The 15,926-nt window shown below is 34.6% G+C and carries 15 protein-coding genes and 1 pseudogene; 12 read left to right on the forward strand and 4 right to left on the reverse strand.

What is annotated here, in order from left to right:
* Window positions 1-89 precede the first annotated feature (89 nt).
* The gene (locus NST77_RS01580) at window positions 90-1,016 is read left to right on the forward strand and encodes a 2-dehydropantoate 2-reductase N-terminal domain-containing protein (RefSeq protein ID WP_163188068.1); all 927 of its coding nucleotides are present in this window, start codon (window positions 90-92) and stop codon (window positions 1,014-1,016) included.
* Window positions 1,017-1,893: 877 nt separating this feature from the next.
* Here NST77_RS01580 and NST77_RS01585 read toward each other — a convergent pair.
* Complete coding sequence (locus tag NST77_RS01585; protein ID WP_047942800.1) at window positions 1,894-2,271, reverse strand: winged helix-turn-helix transcriptional regulator; 378 nt, start codon at window positions 2,269-2,271, stop codon at window positions 1,894-1,896.
* A 167-nt stretch (window positions 2,272-2,438) separates the two neighbouring features.
* On the opposite strand from NST77_RS01585, the gene NST77_RS01590 reads away from it, so the two are divergent.
* The 8 genes and pseudogenes from NST77_RS01590 to NST77_RS01625 all read left to right on the forward strand — a co-directional run bounded on the left by NST77_RS01590 (window position 2,439) and on the right by NST77_RS01625 (window position 8,179).
* On the forward strand, window positions 2,439-3,185 hold the full coding sequence (locus NST77_RS01590; RefSeq protein WP_123259046.1) for an SDR family NAD(P)-dependent oxidoreductase: 747 nt from the start codon (window positions 2,439-2,441) through the stop codon (window positions 3,183-3,185).
* A gap of 57 nt (window positions 3,186-3,242) precedes the next feature.
* Window positions 3,243-3,379: pseudogene (locus NST77_RS01595) on the forward strand (cysteine hydrolase); the annotation flags it as partial.
* 269 nt (window positions 3,380-3,648) lie between these two features.
* A complete protein-coding gene (locus tag NST77_RS01600) occupies window positions 3,649-4,062 on the forward strand; it encodes a DUF2992 family protein (protein ID WP_163188070.1) in 414 nt (137 codons plus the stop codon).
* Between the two features lie 210 nt (window positions 4,063-4,272).
* The gene (locus tag NST77_RS01605; protein WP_235850272.1) at window positions 4,273-5,187 is read left to right on the forward strand and encodes an alpha/beta fold hydrolase; all 915 of its coding nucleotides are present in this window, start codon (window positions 4,273-4,275) and stop codon (window positions 5,185-5,187) included.
* Window positions 5,188-5,198: 11 nt separating this feature from the next.
* Window positions 5,199-5,750: a hypothetical protein gene (locus NST77_RS01610; protein WP_095330203.1), complete on the forward strand. Its 552-nt coding sequence runs from the start codon at window positions 5,199-5,201 to the stop codon at window positions 5,748-5,750.
* Window positions 5,751-5,818: 68 nt separating this feature from the next.
* On the forward strand, window positions 5,819-6,145 hold the full coding sequence (locus tag NST77_RS01615) for an antibiotic biosynthesis monooxygenase family protein (RefSeq protein WP_095330202.1): 327 nt from the start codon (window positions 5,819-5,821) through the stop codon (window positions 6,143-6,145).
* A gap of 271 nt (window positions 6,146-6,416) precedes the next feature.
* Window positions 6,417-7,241: an AraC family ligand binding domain-containing protein gene (locus NST77_RS01620; RefSeq protein WP_061797809.1), complete on the forward strand. Its 825-nt coding sequence runs from the start codon at window positions 6,417-6,419 to the stop codon at window positions 7,239-7,241.
* 35 nt (window positions 7,242-7,276) lie between these two features.
* Window positions 7,277-8,179, forward strand: a complete 903-nt coding sequence (locus tag NST77_RS01625; protein ID WP_163188072.1) for a DMT family transporter — start codon at window positions 7,277-7,279, stop codon at window positions 8,177-8,179.
* 445 nt (window positions 8,180-8,624) lie between these two features.
* On the opposite strand, the gene NST77_RS01630 is transcribed toward NST77_RS01625, so the two are convergent.
* A complete protein-coding gene (locus tag NST77_RS01630) occupies window positions 8,625-8,981 on the reverse strand; it encodes an MmcQ/YjbR family DNA-binding protein (protein ID WP_095330201.1) in 357 nt (118 codons plus the stop codon).
* Between the two features lie 217 nt (window positions 8,982-9,198).
* Window positions 9,199-10,125: an AraC family transcriptional regulator gene (locus tag NST77_RS01635; protein ID WP_341122685.1), complete on the reverse strand. Its 927-nt coding sequence runs from the start codon at window positions 10,123-10,125 to the stop codon at window positions 9,199-9,201.
* 673 nt (window positions 10,126-10,798) lie between these two features.
* On the opposite strand from NST77_RS01635, the gene ltrA reads away from it, so the two are divergent.
* Window positions 10,799-12,061 (forward strand): group II intron reverse transcriptase/maturase, encoded by a 1,263-nt coding sequence (ltrA, locus tag NST77_RS01640; RefSeq protein WP_171510276.1) that lies wholly within the window; start codon window positions 10,799-10,801, stop codon window positions 12,059-12,061.
* A 51-nt stretch (window positions 12,062-12,112) separates the two neighbouring features.
* Here the strand turns inward: ltrA and NST77_RS01645 are convergent, their stop codons facing one another.
* Window positions 12,113-12,328: a hypothetical protein gene (locus NST77_RS01645; protein WP_341122686.1), complete on the reverse strand. Its 216-nt coding sequence runs from the start codon at window positions 12,326-12,328 to the stop codon at window positions 12,113-12,115.
* A 310-nt stretch (window positions 12,329-12,638) separates the two neighbouring features.
* Here NST77_RS01645 and NST77_RS01650 point away from each other — a divergent pair, with 310 nt between their 5' ends.
* Window positions 12,639-14,012 carry an MFS transporter gene (locus tag NST77_RS01650; RefSeq protein ID WP_095330199.1) on the forward strand — a complete coding sequence of 458 codons (1,374 nt, stop codon included), beginning with the start codon at window positions 12,639-12,641 and terminating at the stop codon, window positions 14,010-14,012.
* Window positions 14,013-14,099: 87 nt separating this feature from the next.
* Window positions 14,100-15,887 carry a beta-glucuronidase gene (uidA, locus tag NST77_RS01655; RefSeq protein WP_163186772.1) on the forward strand — a complete coding sequence of 596 codons (1,788 nt, stop codon included), beginning with the start codon at window positions 14,100-14,102 and terminating at the stop codon, window positions 15,885-15,887.
* The last annotated feature ends 39 nt before the right edge of the window (window positions 15,888-15,926 follow it).

Consider the following 15,926-nt stretch of genomic DNA (forward strand, 5'->3'; position numbering starts at 1 on the left):
ATATCATGGCTTTTGATGATTGTTTCCTGTAATACAAATGATACTATTAAATCAACAACTGTTCAATTAACGAACTGGAGGGGGATTTAATGAATATCTTAGTTATTGGGCGTGGGGTGATTTCTACTCAATATGCTTGGATCTTTAAAGAAAATGGAAATAATATTGCCTTTTATATTAGACCAGAATCAATAGATAAGTATACGCCAATGCTGAACTTACAGCTAGACGATCGGAGGAAACGGAAGTCTAAAAAGATTAATGTATCGTGGGAAACTAACTTAATATATGAAATTCCACAAAATCATAACTATGACTTGATTTTTGTGAGCGTCAATATTGAACAAATCAGTTCTGTTGTAAAAACATTGAATAATAAGGTGAATAACGCTACTGTACTGTTTTTTAATAACTTTTGGGAGGATCCAATCAAGCAGACAGAAATATTACCACAAACTCAAATTATATTCGGGTTTCCTGGTGCTGGCGGGGGAACAGTAGGGACAAACACAATTAATGGTGCGTTTTCTTCTATTATTATGATAGGTGATATAGGGAAGGCTTCGAAAGAACGAGTTCAGCAAGTATACACATTATTTGAGCAAGCAGAATTCAGCCTTAAAAGGCAGACTAACTTTAAAAAGTTCTTATTGAACCACTTCCTCTTAAATGTAGCTGTTGAAATAGAAGTTTTAAAAGAAGGGAGTTTTATAGGATTGATGGATTCTATCGATGCTTTAGGAAACATTTCCATCAATCTTAGACAGCTAAAGCCTATAATGAAGGAGCGAGGAATGAGTTATGATGCTTTAAATACTTTACTTTCAACGATATCACCAAAAATTATAGGGATTATAATGTCCAAGTTTATCTTTAAAAGTGGAAGTACAGCACGATCTTTAATGGAAGGAAATAATATTATAACTGGACGCAGTGCCAAATTAATTCTTGATGAAGCAAGAAGAAAAAATATACATGTAAATACACTCGAAAATATTAGTAAACTCCTAACCTAATGATATAAGCTTTTTTTACTTATAATAGGAAAGTGTTATAGTGTTGCAGTATTTTAACAAAGTTATAGAGAAGGGAAAATAGGAATAGGCAATGTCCAAGATAAATACGCAGTCAAAAATAAAGCGAATATTCGTGTGAATATAATAGAATTAGACTTTTACTGTTTTAAACCATAATTTAGGTTGAGAAGGATTAACGCTTAAACTGGCAGTTAATGCTTATTTCATTTCAAAAGAAGGAGTCCCTTGTAACTATAAGGGCAGGATAACGTAATAAAGATTAACTAGAATGTTATAAAAAATGGCCCACAAAAACACCTTCAATAAAGAAAGTTTTTTATTATAGTCTGTAAACCACTATTATGAAACAGGAAAGTCTAAATCTGATTTATCTAGTCCAAAAAAGTCTTTAAAGCCAGTTTTTCCCCGGTTAGTAATAACAATTTCGCGAGAATTTGCTTTAGTTTCTATCCAAACCATTTCGATAGATTAAGAAAGATTAACGCTTAGTTTAAGAGTTAACGCTTCTTTTTGTTAAAAAAGGTATTTCTAATATCACTATCAGGGCAGGATAATTGAATAACAAGCGAAAAGTTTAGACAATGAAAATAGCCGAGTTTATCTCGACTAATTTTTAATAGTATCATCTGAAATAATTTTTAATATATTGTTTTTCTCTTTTTGTAATTTTAGAAAATATATCAGATACACCAAACTATAAAGTTAAAATAATAATAAGAATCATCTAATCTAAAGTAGCTCCGTGTTTTTAGGTAATGCTGTATTACATTATGTAATTATATCTTGATAGTGCGTTCAAGTATTCCTAAACCTTATTCTGAAGGTATTGACTAAGATGACTAATCCCTTTAGATCTCTATGAAATGATATTATCTTGATATGAAACTTGTTCTGGTTGTACAATTTCATATTCACCTTCTGCATACTCTTGCTCCGCATAATGGCTTCCCCATTGACAGAGCTCCTGCAAGATAGGTTTAAGAGATTCTCCAAGTTCAGTGGATGAATATTCAACCTTCGGCGGTACTTGATTATACATCTTTCTGCTCACAAGTCCACTGGCTTCAAGCTCTCTAAGTGTTTGAATCAGCATTTTCTGAGTTATATTTGGGATAATGCGCTTTAATTCACTCGTTCTCTTTGGTCCATTCATTAAAAAGTATAATACAAGGCCTTTCCATTTTCCGCCAATAACTTCCTTTGTCACTTCAAACCCACAACTAAATTTTTTCATGTCTAAAGCTCTCCATTCCACATTTATTACTTTTTAGTTACTATATCACAAAAAAGTGGGTACTTCCGATAATGTGCTTACTGAAGGATACTATATCTTGTAAGTTGTTCTTCAAGTACTTAAGGTACTAGACATAAAATAAAATTAATTCTAAAGGAGTGTTAAGTATGGGTAAATTTGAAGGTAAAATAGCGCTTGTAACGGGTGGAACTAGTGGGATTGGTCTTGCTACAGCACAAAAATTTGTAAACGAAGGTGCATATGTTTATATCACGGGACGTAGACAAAACGAACTTGATAAAGCTGTTAACCAAATTGGCAAGAACGTAACCGGTGTTCAAGGTGATATTTCTAAGCTTGAAGACTTAGACAAACTATATGACATTATAAAGCAGGAAAAAGGTAAGTTGGACATTCTTTTTGCTAATGCAGGCATCGGCAACTTCCTTCCATTAGGTGAAATTACTGAAGAGCAGGTTGATAGAACGTTCGACATTAACGTTAAAGGAACCATCTTTACTGTTCAAAAAGCGTTATCACTATTCCCGGACAAAGTAGGTTCTATTATTGTAACAGGCTCTACTGCTGGATCAATTGGCAACCCAGCGTTTAGTGTATATGGAGCATCTAAAGCAGCATTAAGAGCACTAGTTCGCAACTGGATTCTTGACCTAAAAGGTACTGAAATCCGTGTAAATGTGGTTAGTCCAGGAGCTATTCTTACACCTGCATACGATGAACTTTTTGGTGATGCACTTGAAGAAGTAATGGAAAATAGCAAAAATACTGTTCCATCTGGAAAAGTTGGAACACCTGAAGAAGTAGCAAACGCTGTAACTTTCCTTGCTTCAGACGAAAGCAGTTACTTGACGGGAGTTGAATTGTTCGTAGATGGCGGGCTAGCACAGGTATAATTTCACTGTGCAGAGATTACAAATAGTCCCTAAAAAAGGGTTAATGGGGATTTCCTTGCAACAGCTGCTTTTGGTATGAAGGTCCAAGATGGTACATATTATGATGCAGCTACTATCCATAATCTCTAGCTACATTGCACGAAGAATTTGCCTCAATACTTACAACAGTTAAATTGCTAAACGAGTTTTTTTAATACGCTTACGGCACTAAGCGGCTTTCCAGTACTAAATAAAGAAATTCTTTTATCATAAATGTAGGAGAATAATTCAGTAGGATCAGTTACAGAGTTAAACAATCTTTTACCATTAACTCTACATAAAAAGTAAATTATTGTATAATATATTTTGGAATGAAAAAACACAATTCGGTTGGTAGTCCGAATGCATTAAAAAATTTAATGTCAGTAGCCTTCCCCTCCTCGGGATGTCCATCGTTCTAGTATAAATGGAGGAGGGACCTATAATGAAACTAACCATTTATTATGATGGTCAATTTTATATAGGGCTTATAGAAATTGTGTCTGAAAATAAACTTAAAGCCTGCCGATATATTTTCGGTAAAGAACCAAAAGATCAGGAAGTATTAGATTTTGTGAACAGAAAATTATTAAGGGTTATTGAATCTAATCAACAAATAGGGATACCTATTTGTCAGAAATCACAAAAGAAAATTAATCCTAAAAGAATTCAAAGAAAAGTCTCAAAAGAATTAAAGCAATGCTCTGTTTCTTCTAAAGCACAAGAAGCCATCAAGGCTGAATATGAACAACGGAAGAAAGCAAAATCAGCTAAAAATAAACAGCTAAGAGAAGAAAAAAGGACGTATATTAGAAATTGCAAGGTTCAAAAGGCTAAAAATAAACATAAAGGCAGGTAACATAATTTCTATTTTTTGCAGACAACTAATGTTGTCTGTTTTTATTTATCATCATTCACTTAAATAGAATTAATTGCTTTATCTTACTAAAAAACAAGGATGTTTTATCAAACTATCAGGGCATGGAACAGAAGAAGGAATATACAAGACTATATAGAATAAGTAAGTTATTGGAAAAGGAAGAGATAGAACTATTATTCCAAAGCAGGGGTGAATAAGATTAACCAATTTATAATGGTAAAAGAGAAGAAAATAGAACTTTTACATATAGGCAGTAAAGGAATTCCTATTGTTATACTTACAGGAATGGGTTGTTCGTTTTATGAGTGGTATCAAGTAACAAAATCATTAGCGAAATCAAACAGAGTCATTATGTTTCATAGACCAGGACTCGGGCTTAGTCCATTAAGTGAAGAGATACGTAATACGAACGCAGTTATAGATGAATTAAGTCAATTGTTGATCGGATTAAATATTTTTGAGCCCGTTATTTTAGTTGGACATTCTTATGGTGGTTTATGTGCACAGCATTATGCCAAGGTTTTTCCAGAAAAAATTGCCGGAATCGTATTGATTGATTCCACTTCTGTTGACTTAAAAGAATTAGATGAATTAGAGTTACCAGTGCTAGATGAGACTGGTACGGATGAGGTCTGGTTAGAGAAATGCCATTCTTACTCGCTAATGAAACCAGCTGAACTAAAAGAAATAGTAAAACCTACTCTTACGGATAAACAAAAAAATCTACCACTTCATCTCCAAGAGCATGTCCTTGACTTTCAGACAAGTCCTGCCTTATATAAAACGATGTACCTGGAAATGTGTAATTGGAAGAAGGATGGAGAACGAATAAAGAGGTTGGGGGTTTTTCCTAATTTGCCTCTAATAGTTATTGGACGAGATAAAGAATATAACATTCAATTGGGAATTGCGGAGGGACTGCCCGAGTGGGAGATGAGAAAATTAGAAGATAAGTGGGCAGAGCTTATTATGAAACAGGCCCTACTTAGTAAAGATAGTGAATTAATTTTTGCTGAGAATTCTAGTCATTCTATTTATCTTGATCGTCCAGACGTAGTAATAACAGCAATTAAAAGTTTGATTAAAATTAGAAATGGATTATAAGGGGTTAAACAATGCAACTGTTTAAAATCAATATCAAGAAACAATACTGGCTAGGATCAACTGATTCAGAAGAGGATCTATGCTCTCATGGAGAAATATATTTAAAGGTTAATGACACCGTTATTACTCAATCCGGAATAGATGAAGAATGGGGGATTAGTGAATCAGCATTAGCTTTGTTACGAACATTAGATAATGATTATCTTTGTGCTCCCGAGGATGATGAAGGGTTAATTCTCCATGGATGTGGTTTAATATTGATGACGAGTTGTCCTATTTCCATTCATTGGACAGTAAAACATTGTGGGGATGACGTATTTCTTTCAGATTTTGTTAAGTTTACTAGTACCGACAATCAATCAGGCAGCATCTACTATCCCGATTTAAATGTTAAGCTTAGTAGAAACGAATATACATTTCAAGTTTGTCAATTTGCAATAGAGGCAAGGGATTTCTTTCGTTCTTCAAAAGAGAAACGAATTGCTGATGACTTTGATAAAAATATGTATGATGAGTTTTGGAGTGAATATAATCAATTGTTAAATAGCAATTTACCAGACTAAACGTAAAACGATGTTATAATCATCTATTAAAAGTGATTGGAAAATAAGACGTATTGGAGGAACTAAAAATGAATGGGATTGCTAAAACTCCTAAACTACCTTACTATGCGGTTATCTTTTCTTCCCAGCGAACGGAAGGTGACAAAGGCTACGGAAAAATGGCGGAAAAAATGGTAGAGTTAGCTTCACAGCAGGAAGGTTTCTTAGGTGTAGAAAGTGCACGTGATGAGGGACTGGGCATTACTGTTTCCTATTGGGATTCCTTAGAGGCAATAAAGAATTGGAAGGAAAATTCCGTCCATCTTGCTGCGCAGAAATTGGGAAAAAAAGAGTGGTACCAGAGCTTTGCGCTAAGAGTGTGCAAAGTAGAAAGAGATAACTTCTTCGAAATGTAATAAAGCTAGTCTCTTTAGGCTAACCATAAAAGCAGAAGAGCATCTTTGCGGAAAATGATTCTTTGATTATAGGAAAAAATTTTGAAGATAAGTTTGAACTAAGCTATGGAAAAAATGCGGCAATTTTTTTCTTAGCAGCGTCTATTACCAGGATAAATGGTTTTGACGCTTTTTTTCTTTGATTAAAGCTTTTTTAGTCAATATCCTACAAGAACAACTAATAAAAGTATGCTAAGCTATTTAAACAGAAGACAAGGGGGAACAGTATCAGATGAGAAGGGAAGAAAGAAAAATTTGTTTTGATGAAGATTTGCAAATTGAAGCCTATCGATTTCACGGGATTATGCAAAAGTTTCCTAATCACTTTCATGAATACTACGTTATTGGCTTTATCGAGAGTGGTCAAAGAAAATTGACATGTAGAAACAAAGATTATGTTATTAATAGTGGAGATCTTATCTTTTTTAATCCATTTGATAATCATGCTTGTGAACAAATGGATGATGAGCCCTTAGATTATCGTTGTTTAAATATTACACCAGAAGTAATGCGAAAAGTGGTAGAAGAAATCACTGGTAAAGACTATCTGCCTTCCTTTAAAGATCCAGTCGTCTTCCGTAGTGAACATGCAGAATTATTACAGCGACTGCATCAAATGATCATGGCTGAGTTAGGAGATTTGGAGAAAGAAGAAACTTTTTATTTCTTAATGGAGCAATTGATTGAAGAATATAGTGCCATAGAGAAAAACATTAAATTGGATAAGATGACCAAGGAAATATCAAAAGTTTGTGAATTTATTGAAAGGCATTATGTTGATCCGATTTCTCTTGATGATTTGGTGGCGGTATGCAATATGAATAAATATACCTTATTACGTTCATTTGCGCGAATTCGCGGTATTACTCCTTATCGATATTTACAGACAGTGCGTATCAACAAAGCAAAGAAGCTATTAGAACAAGGGATGAAACCAACCGATGTAGCTGCTCAGACTGGTTTTGTGGATCAAAGCCATTTCAGTCATTATTTTATGGATTTTATTGGATTAACGCCTGGACAATACCGAAATATTTATATAGATAGTGTAAATTAAATTGTTTCAACTAGAAGGAAAGAGTGGCGAATAAGATGAATTTTGGACATATTTCAGCAATTATCACGATAATGATTTGGGGGACAACATACATATCTACAAAAATATTATTAACTGATTTTACTCCCATTGAGGTATTATTCTTTCGTTTTGTCATTGGAATTGTAGCCTTGAGCAGCATTTATCCATATCGACTAAAAATGAAAGATAGAAAGCATCATTATTTATTTTTACTTGCGGGGTTATGTGGGGTAACACTTTATTACCTCTTAGAAAATATTGCTTTGACCTTTACTACTGCTTCTAATGTAGGAGTAATAAGTGCGATGGTGCCATTTTTCACTGCTATTCTCACTTATTATTATTTGAAAAGTGAACCTTTGCGATTAAATTTCTTCATTGGTTTTATTCTAGCTTTAATAGGAATTTTTCTCATCAGTTTTAATGGCACTGCTAATTTTAAAGTAAATCCATTAGGTGATCTACTAGCTGTTGCAGCAACTCTAATATGGGCAATCTATTCCGTTATTACGAAGAAAATTAGTAGTTATGGATATAATACGATTCAAGCTACAAGGCGGATTTTTTTATACGGTATTTTATTTATGATCCCTGTTTTATATTTATTTGACTTTAAACTAGGAATCGAACGTTTTACCCAACCGATCTACTTATTTAATATCATTTTTCTAGGATTAGGCGCATCTGCAGTTTGCTTTGTTTCTTGGAATTTAGCCATTAAGAAATTAGGGGCAATTAAAGCAAGTGTATATATCTATCTTGTTCCTGTAATTACCGTTATCACGGCTATGATAGTCTTAAAAGAGCCTTTAACTTGGATGGCAGCTCTTGGTACATTGTTGACCCTAACTGGCCTTTTCGTTTCCGAATCTAAAATAATTACTAAGAAAAAAAAGGATTTGGTAAGTAGTTATTAGATGGAGGGATACTTATAGCAATGAGGGAGATTGCTTTTTTATAAGAGTGGTTCTTTATAAAATGAGACTGTTAAAATGATCTAATTTTTTCATGGAATGTAAAGTGTTGGCTAAGTGAAGGATATAGATAATATGCTTTTTGACAGATTGCTAGTTTGTATCTCAAGCTAGGAATGGCACATTCAACATTAAGGAAATAGTTCATATTGCTGTTCATATACACAGATTAATTTCATAATCAGCTTAAATGGTTTTATCTCCTGCCATATTGAATAGCTAGATTTAGGGTTTTATAAAGGACTCTTCCTTTTTTTAAAGCAGGGTCCTTTATTATGATATTACAAATGTAGATGTTATAAACAAGAGAGAACTGTAGATTTATGGACGAATTCATTATAATGCAAATTATCTCTTTGTAACCTTTTAAGGTTATAATAAACATATTTTATTTTGTTAAATAATAACTAGTATCTAGTAAATTATAGATGTCAGCTTTAGGGTATGGGCTATCAAGTATGATAGAAATCCAGTGTTCCTTATTCATATGGTATGCCGGTAAGATTCCCTCTTCTTTCTGAAGTAGATTTTTTAATTCTGGTTCACATTTTACATTTAAGACATCTACTACTTCTTCTCCTGATAATCCTAGTTTGTTTTTAGGAACATTCATCATTAACCCATACCATTTGCCCTGATTAACATGTCTTAACACAGCATAATTTTGGAATTTTTTCCACGGATACTCTGGATTTGTACCATACTTTTCTTTTGCATAAGAAAAAATTTCTTTTCTCGTTGTCATAAAGTTTAGCTCCTTTCTTTATTACTCTTTTATTAGTATAAACTGATTAGATAGGGGATGTCCTTGATTATGTTGCTTTTTTCGCTCCTGGGGTGGATTGTGCCCTAATCTCACAGATGTTTTACCTCATTCATTCCAAGCATTGTATGAAAATTAACAAATATCTTGATAACGGAAAGCTTATCAGAACCATCCAAATTAAAACGTACTTTTACGCTTAGCAATTTTTGTTTATATATTGTTTAGGAGTGATACCTGTAACCTGCTTGAATATTCTTGTGAAATAACTTTGGTCATGAAAGTTTAATAATGTTGAGATTTCTGTTAAGGAATAATTGGAATAGCTTAATAAGTTTTTTGCTTCGTCTATCTTAGTTTTTTGGATAAATGCCTTTATAGAAATTCCAACTTCCTTTTTAAAAAGGTTAGAGAGATAGTTTGGATTTAATCCAGTTAAATTAGCAAGTTCAGAAAGGGTTATATTTTCATAAAGATGGTTAAAAATATAAGTTTGACAAATATTAATGGGTTTCGAGTACTTATATTTTTTTGAATTCTCTACTCGCTCTGCAAAATCTATGAGAGCATTTTCGATAAGTTGGTCCACTGCTCTGCTGTTAGATAATTCTTCAAGCTTGATTATATAGGAATCACTAAGACTATAGGCAATTTCTTGGTACAGGCCTCCTTCCACTGCAGCTCTTGTTGCAAGTGTAATAAGAGATATTGCAATATTTTTTTGACTTCTTAAATAACTAGTTTTGGAAAGAATCCCTTTTTTACCTTGTTTGTTGATAGCATGAAAACTTTCTAATAATCCTGTTTTTTTTCCTATTTTAATATAATTTAAGAATTTCTTTTCGAGAGAAATATCTGTATGCACATTTTTATTTTGACGGCTCTCAATAATTTGGTTATCTATAGGCTCAATATTTAAATTTTCCTTTTCTATTTCTTTATTAGTTTGCACAATATCTAATATATTCAATTGTTTTTGATAAATCATATAATAGATCATCATACTGAATTTTATAAATTTTAGATTGCTTAGTATAGGAAGATTAGAGTAATAATGGAGCATTTCTTCTTTCGCCACTCTAATATCCATATCTCTTAAACTACTAGTGATGGTTTCATCAGTCATTCGGAAATTGATTACAGGACCGACAATGATATTTCCCTCAAAACGGTTATTAGAATAAATGCTTAGTGATACGTATTTTTCTAAAAAAGCTGTCTCCTTTAGGATGGGGATAGCTTTTTGTTGTGCGCCCGGCATGCACATGAACTATAGGGTGCGAGTCCCGAACCCCGAAGACAGAAGTAGAGGTTAGCCAAGAGCTAGGGTGTCCGTGGTGACGCGGAATCTGAAGGAAGCTGGAGGCAAAACACCGGTCCGAGGAACACGAATCTCATACAAGGCTAGTTACGACTGGATGAGTTTGCAACACAAAACAAAGTCCTTTCTGTCGAAGGTCATACCTAGTAAATGAGGCGGATAGATGGTGTGAAAGTGCATGTGCTTACCCGGGGAGGTCTGATGGAAACGTGAAGTACCCTTCATAACCTACTTGGTGACAAGTAGCTGAATCATCAGAAGTCAGCAGAGGTCATAGTACGATTGGGTCTAGAACCAGTCGGAAGGACTGAACAATTAAGAGAGATTAGCCCTTGGCTTTCCATCTAGAATGAAATAGCACAGAAAACAGAGAAACCTCACGCTTAGAAAGTAGTGGTGAATCCCACGAGGGTATTTGCGGAGGGTGGAGTTCAGATGGGCATAATAAGATAAGCTAATCACGGAAAGGAACGAAATGGTGATGTTGAATCAAATTCTTGAACGGCAAAATATGATACAAGCGCTAAAGCGAGTGGAAGCGAATAAAGGAAGCCATGGAGTAGACATGATGCCCGTACAAACCTTACGACAGCACATCCTCGAAAATTGGGAAACCATTAAATCGCAGATTTTGAATGGAACCTATGAACCACAACCAGTACGTCGAGTCGAAATCCCGAAACCAGATGGTGGTGTGCGTTTACTAGGTATCCCAACCGTGACAGATCGTTTTATTCAACAAGCTATCTCGCAGATTTTATCAAAGGAATATGACAAAACATTTTCGGACCACAGTTATGGATTCCGTCCAAATCGGAGTGCCCATGACGCTATTCGGAAAGCAAAGGGTTATTTAAAGGAAGGTTATCGATGGGTGATTGATATGGATTTAGAGAAATTCTTCGATAAGGTCAATCATGACCGACTAATGGCAACATTAGCGAAACGAATTTCAGATAAATCTTTATTAAAACTTATTCGTAAATATCTCCAAGCTGGTGTCATGATAAATGGAGTGATTTCAAGTATAGAAGAAGGAACACCACAAGGTGGACCTTTAAGTCCCTTACTTTCAAACATAGTTCTAGATGAACTCGATAAAGAGTTGGAGGAACGTGGACATAAATTCGTTCGATACGCAGATGATTGCAATATTTATGTGAAAACAGAACGTGCGGGTCTAAGAGTAATGGCGAGTGTACAAAGATTTATTGAGGGAAAACTTCGTTTAAAAGTAAACGAAAAGAAATCAGCGGTAGACCGTCCTTGGAACCGGAAGTTCTTAGGTTTTAGTTTCACGAGTCACAAAGAACCAAAGGTTCGTCTTGCGAAAACAAGTCTAGTTCGAATGAAAAAGAAAATACGAGAGATTACCTCAAGAAAGATGCCATACTCCATGGAATACAGAATCAAGATGTTAAACCAATATCTAATGGGGTGGTGTGGTTATTTTGGATTAGCAGATACAAGTTCCACATTCAAATCACTAGATAGCTGGATTAAAAGAAGATTAAGGATGTGTCTATGGAAGAATTGGAAGAAACCTCAAACAAGAGTCAGAAATCTTACTCGGTTGAAAGTTCCTTTTGGAAAAGCATACGAGTGGGGAAACACCCGAAAAGGGTACTGGCGCATTTCTAAAAGCCCCATATTACACAGAACCCTCGGCAATTCCTATTGGGAAAGCCAAGGGCTGAAAAGTCTGCAAGTTCGTTACGAAACTTTGCGTTATTCATCTTAATTGAACCGCCGTATACGGAACCGTACGTACGGTGGTATGAGAGGTCGGGAGTTAATCACTCCCTCCTACTCGATTTTCCATTTTAGAAAATAGCTCAATAATAATGTCCGTATTAGATTGGTATATGGGATTATGATGAAAATTGGAATCTACTGCTTTATGGATAAGCTCCCCTACAGAGTTGAAAAAATAAGTAGGGATTTTAAACATACTGTAAGCTAGATGGCAAATATATTCTAAATCAGTTATTTGTTTAATAGATTGCATGAATAGTACCTCCAGATAAAATGAAATTAAAATAAATATGTGAATTTCACTATTATTCTGTAAAAAACACCATAATTTCTTAGGATGAGAATTTATACTCATATTTAGAAATCGATTTCAAAATATTTATCTATAAGTGATAACGTTATCAAAGATTATTTTCCTATTTAAAAAGTCTAGAGGGAAATAATCTAATCATTTATTTTATAAATAAAATAAATGTAATCGGATTCAAAAGTCAAGAAAGTATTAATCTACAAAATTTTTCATTCGTAATCTCTATAAAAAAAATATTTTTGAGGTGAATGGTATGCGTCCTTTTGGGATAAAAGACAAATTTGGATACTTGTTTGGTGATTTTGGAAACGATTTCTTTTTTGCTCTAGTTGGTTCATTTTTGATGGTTTATTATACAGATGTTTTTCATTTAAATCCGGCTGCTGTAGGGGGCTTATTCCTAATAGCGCGTTTATGGGATGCTATTGCGGACATTACATGGGGACGGTTTATAGATACTAGAAAAGCAGGGAAGCATGGAAAATTCAAGCCGTGGATTTATAGAATGTCATTTCCTCTTGTTATTTCAGGTGTTTTAATGTTTATTCATATTCCAGGTATGTCTAATGGTTTTTATACTGCATATGCCTATGTAACATATATTTTATGGGGAACATTATACAGTACGGTTAACATTCCATACGGATCAATGGCTTCCGTTATCACAGCCGATCCAGTAGAACGAACAACTTTGTCAACTTGGAGATCTCTCGGAGCGGCACTTGCTCAATTGATAGTTGGGGTTGCAGGACCTTTGATATTATTCGTTGATAATAAAGCGGATGCAAATCAATTTTTAGTAGGAGCAATAATTTTTGGTATTCTTTCTATATCCAGTTATATGGCATGCTACAAGCTAAGTATCGAACGAGTAGTAAGGAACGAGGATGAACAGCCGAATATTAATTTAGCAAAAACATTAAAGGGAATTTCTAAAAATAGACCGTTAATTGTGTTTTTAATTGGTTCACTATTATTCTTAATAAATTTAATGTTAATTGGTTCTGTAAATACGTATTTATTTAAGGATTATTTTGGCGATGCAAAGCTACTAAGTGTATTCAGTATGGTTCAATCAGCAACAATTTTTATCGGCATGCCAATGGCTAAGCCATTGGTAGCAAGATTCGGTAAGAAAGAAGTTGCATCTGCGGGATTTTTACTTTCTACACTTGCCTATTTAGTGTTATATTTCTTGCCTAATGTAACAGCAACAATATTCATTTGTATTTTATCAGTCGGATTATTTGGTTATGCTCTTTTTAACTTAATAAGCTGGGCATTTATCACAGATTTGGTTGATTACCATGAGTATCTAACAGGATTACGGGAGGATGCAACCATATACTCTATTTATTCTTTTTCTCGTAAAGTTGGCCAGGCGGTTGCAGGAGGCATTGGTGGAGTGGCAATAGCTGCAGCTGGCTATAATCCTACTCTTCAAGTTCAAACACAAGAAACCCTAGATGGCATTCATAGGCTTGCTACATTAATACCTGCGCTTGGTCTTTTATTAGTATTTATTTGTTTCGCTTTTCTTTATCCACTTAATAAAAAGCGGACAACACAACTTGTAAGCGATTTAGAAAGGAAAAGAAGTGAAAAAAATTCAAGTAAGCCTGCTTGAAAATACGGGCAGGGGTAGTTCAAGTTACTTTGATTTTTAAGAGGGATTTGTATTTCTATAGTTTAGAAGAAGGAAGGCGATTTATACATGTTATATCCAATTATCTCGGAAACACGAAATGTCATAGATTTAAATGGCATCTGGAATTTTAAGCTAGATTTAGGTGCTGGATTTCAAGAAGAGTGGCATAAAGCTGAACTTAACAACCCTATTAGTATGGCTGTGCCAGGATCATACAATGATATGGGGGTAAAAGCAGCTATTCGTGATCATGTTGGCTGGGTATGGTATGAGCGCGAATTAACTGTACCTAATATATTGATGGAAGAAAGAATTGTGTTGCGATTTGGTTCTGCTACGCATTTAGCAAATGTGTATGTAAATGGTGTACTTGTTATTCAACATAAAGGCGGCTTTTTACCATTTGAAGCAGAAATTAATAGCTATCTTCAAAAAGGTAAGAATCGATTGACAGTTGCAGTTAATAACATTGTAGATGAAACTACCTTACCAGTTGGGTTTGTGACAAAAAAAGAGACTGCACTAGATAGACATATAATCCGAAATCAGCCTAATTTTGATTTTTTCAACTATGCAGGTCTACATCGGCCAGTAAAAATATATACTACACCGAAAACGTACGTCAGAGATATAACAATTCTAACGGAATTAGATGGAAAGGTTCACTATTCAATTGATATGGCTGGCTCATCCAATATTATCGCAAAGGTAATAGATGAATCAGGTAAGGTTGTGGGTTCCTCAGAAGGGATTTCGAATACCATTTTAATCCCAAACGTAAAGCTTTGGGAACCATTAAATGCATACTTATATAAACTCAGAATCGAATTGCAAGATCAAAATGAAATAATGGATGTTTATGAGCAGCCATTTGGAGTAAGAACAGTCGAGATAAAAGATGGAAAGTTCCTTATTAATAATAAGCCATTCTATTTTAAAGGCTATGGTAAACATGAGGATACTCCCATTCATGGCCGAGGGTTTGATGAGGCTTCTAATGTATTAGATTTCAATCTCATGAAGTGGTCTGGAGCTAACTCTTTTCGCACAGCTCATTATCCATATTCAGAGGAAGTTATGCGTCTTGCAGATAAAGAAGGATTTGTTGTTATAGATGAAGTACCAGCAGTAGGGCTGCATCTAAATATGATGGTACTACATAGTGGCGGAAACCTTCGGAATACTTGGAAAGAATTAAAAACGTTCGAACATCATAAACAGGTGATTAAAGAGTTAATTGAAAGAGACAAGAATCATCCTTCCGTTGTAATGTGGAATATCGCTAATGAACCTGCATCAGAGGAGGAAGGCGCATATGAATACTTCAAGCCATTGGTTGATCTAACAAGAGATCTTGATCCACAGAAACGTCCGATAACTATTGTGACTCAAATTGAGTCTACCCCTAAAAAAGACAAAGTGGCAGAATTGGTAGATATACTTGCCTTTAATCGTTATTACGGCTGGTATGTAGATGGTGGGGATTTACTGTCGGCAAAAGAAAAGTTACGTGCTGAATTAAATGGGTGGCTTGAAAGATGTCCTAATACACCTTTTATGATGACAGAATATGGGGCAGATACAGTCGCCGGATTACATGATGTTGAACCAATTATGTTTACAGAAGAATATCAGATAGAATTCTATCGCGCGAACCATGAGGTGTTTGATGAGTTTGATCAGTTCATTGGAGAGCAGGTTTGGAACTTTGCGGATTTTGCAACGACTCAAGGGATTATTCGTGTTCAAGGAAATAAGAAAGGAATTTTCACGCGTGATCGCAAGCCGAAGTCTATTGCACATGAATTAAGAAGGCGCTGGACAGCTATTCCTAATTTTCATTATAAGGACTAATGTTTACTGTTTTGGTTTGTATGTCACTTTAGAATCTAT

Source organism: Niallia sp. FSL W8-0177 (assembly GCF_038006285.1).
Lineage (GTDB): Bacteria > Bacillota > Bacilli > Bacillales > Cytobacillaceae > Niallia > Niallia circulans_A.

What these genes read in the sequence shown, in the direction of transcription:
- NST77_RS01590 (WP_123259046.1), top strand. Translation starts at nt 2,439, where the DNA reads ATGGGTAAATTTGAAGGTAAAATAGCGCTTGTAACGGGTGGAACTAGT.
- NST77_RS01635 (WP_341122685.1), bottom strand. Translation starts at nt 10,125, where the DNA reads ATGACTGATGAAACCATCACTAGTAGTTTAAGAGATATGGATATTAGA.
- NST77_RS01585 (WP_047942800.1), bottom strand. Translation starts at nt 2,271, where the DNA reads ATGAAAAAATTTAGTTGTGGGTTTGAAGTGACAAAGGAAGTTATTGGC.
- uidA (WP_163186772.1), top strand. Translation starts at nt 14,100, where the DNA reads ATGTTATATCCAATTATCTCGGAAACACGAAATGTCATAGATTTAAAT.
- NST77_RS01600 (WP_163188070.1), top strand. Translation starts at nt 3,649, where the DNA reads ATGAAACTAACCATTTATTATGATGGTCAATTTTATATAGGGCTTATA.
- NST77_RS01620 (WP_061797809.1), top strand. Translation starts at nt 6,417, where the DNA reads ATGAGAAGGGAAGAAAGAAAAATTTGTTTTGATGAAGATTTGCAAATT.
- NST77_RS01615 (WP_095330202.1), top strand. Translation starts at nt 5,819, where the DNA reads ATGAATGGGATTGCTAAAACTCCTAAACTACCTTACTATGCGGTTATC.
- NST77_RS01580 (WP_163188068.1), top strand. Translation starts at nt 90, where the DNA reads ATGAATATCTTAGTTATTGGGCGTGGGGTGATTTCTACTCAATATGCT.
- NST77_RS01630 (WP_095330201.1), bottom strand. Translation starts at nt 8,981, where the DNA reads ATGACAACGAGAAAAGAAATTTTTTCTTATGCAAAAGAAAAGTATGGT.
- NST77_RS01650 (WP_095330199.1), top strand. Translation starts at nt 12,639, where the DNA reads ATGCGTCCTTTTGGGATAAAAGACAAATTTGGATACTTGTTTGGTGAT.
- NST77_RS01610 (WP_095330203.1), top strand. Translation starts at nt 5,199, where the DNA reads ATGCAACTGTTTAAAATCAATATCAAGAAACAATACTGGCTAGGATCA.
- NST77_RS01625 (WP_163188072.1), top strand. Translation starts at nt 7,277, where the DNA reads ATGAATTTTGGACATATTTCAGCAATTATCACGATAATGATTTGGGGG.
- NST77_RS01645 (WP_341122686.1), bottom strand. Translation starts at nt 12,328, where the DNA reads ATGCAATCTATTAAACAAATAACTGATTTAGAATATATTTGCCATCTA.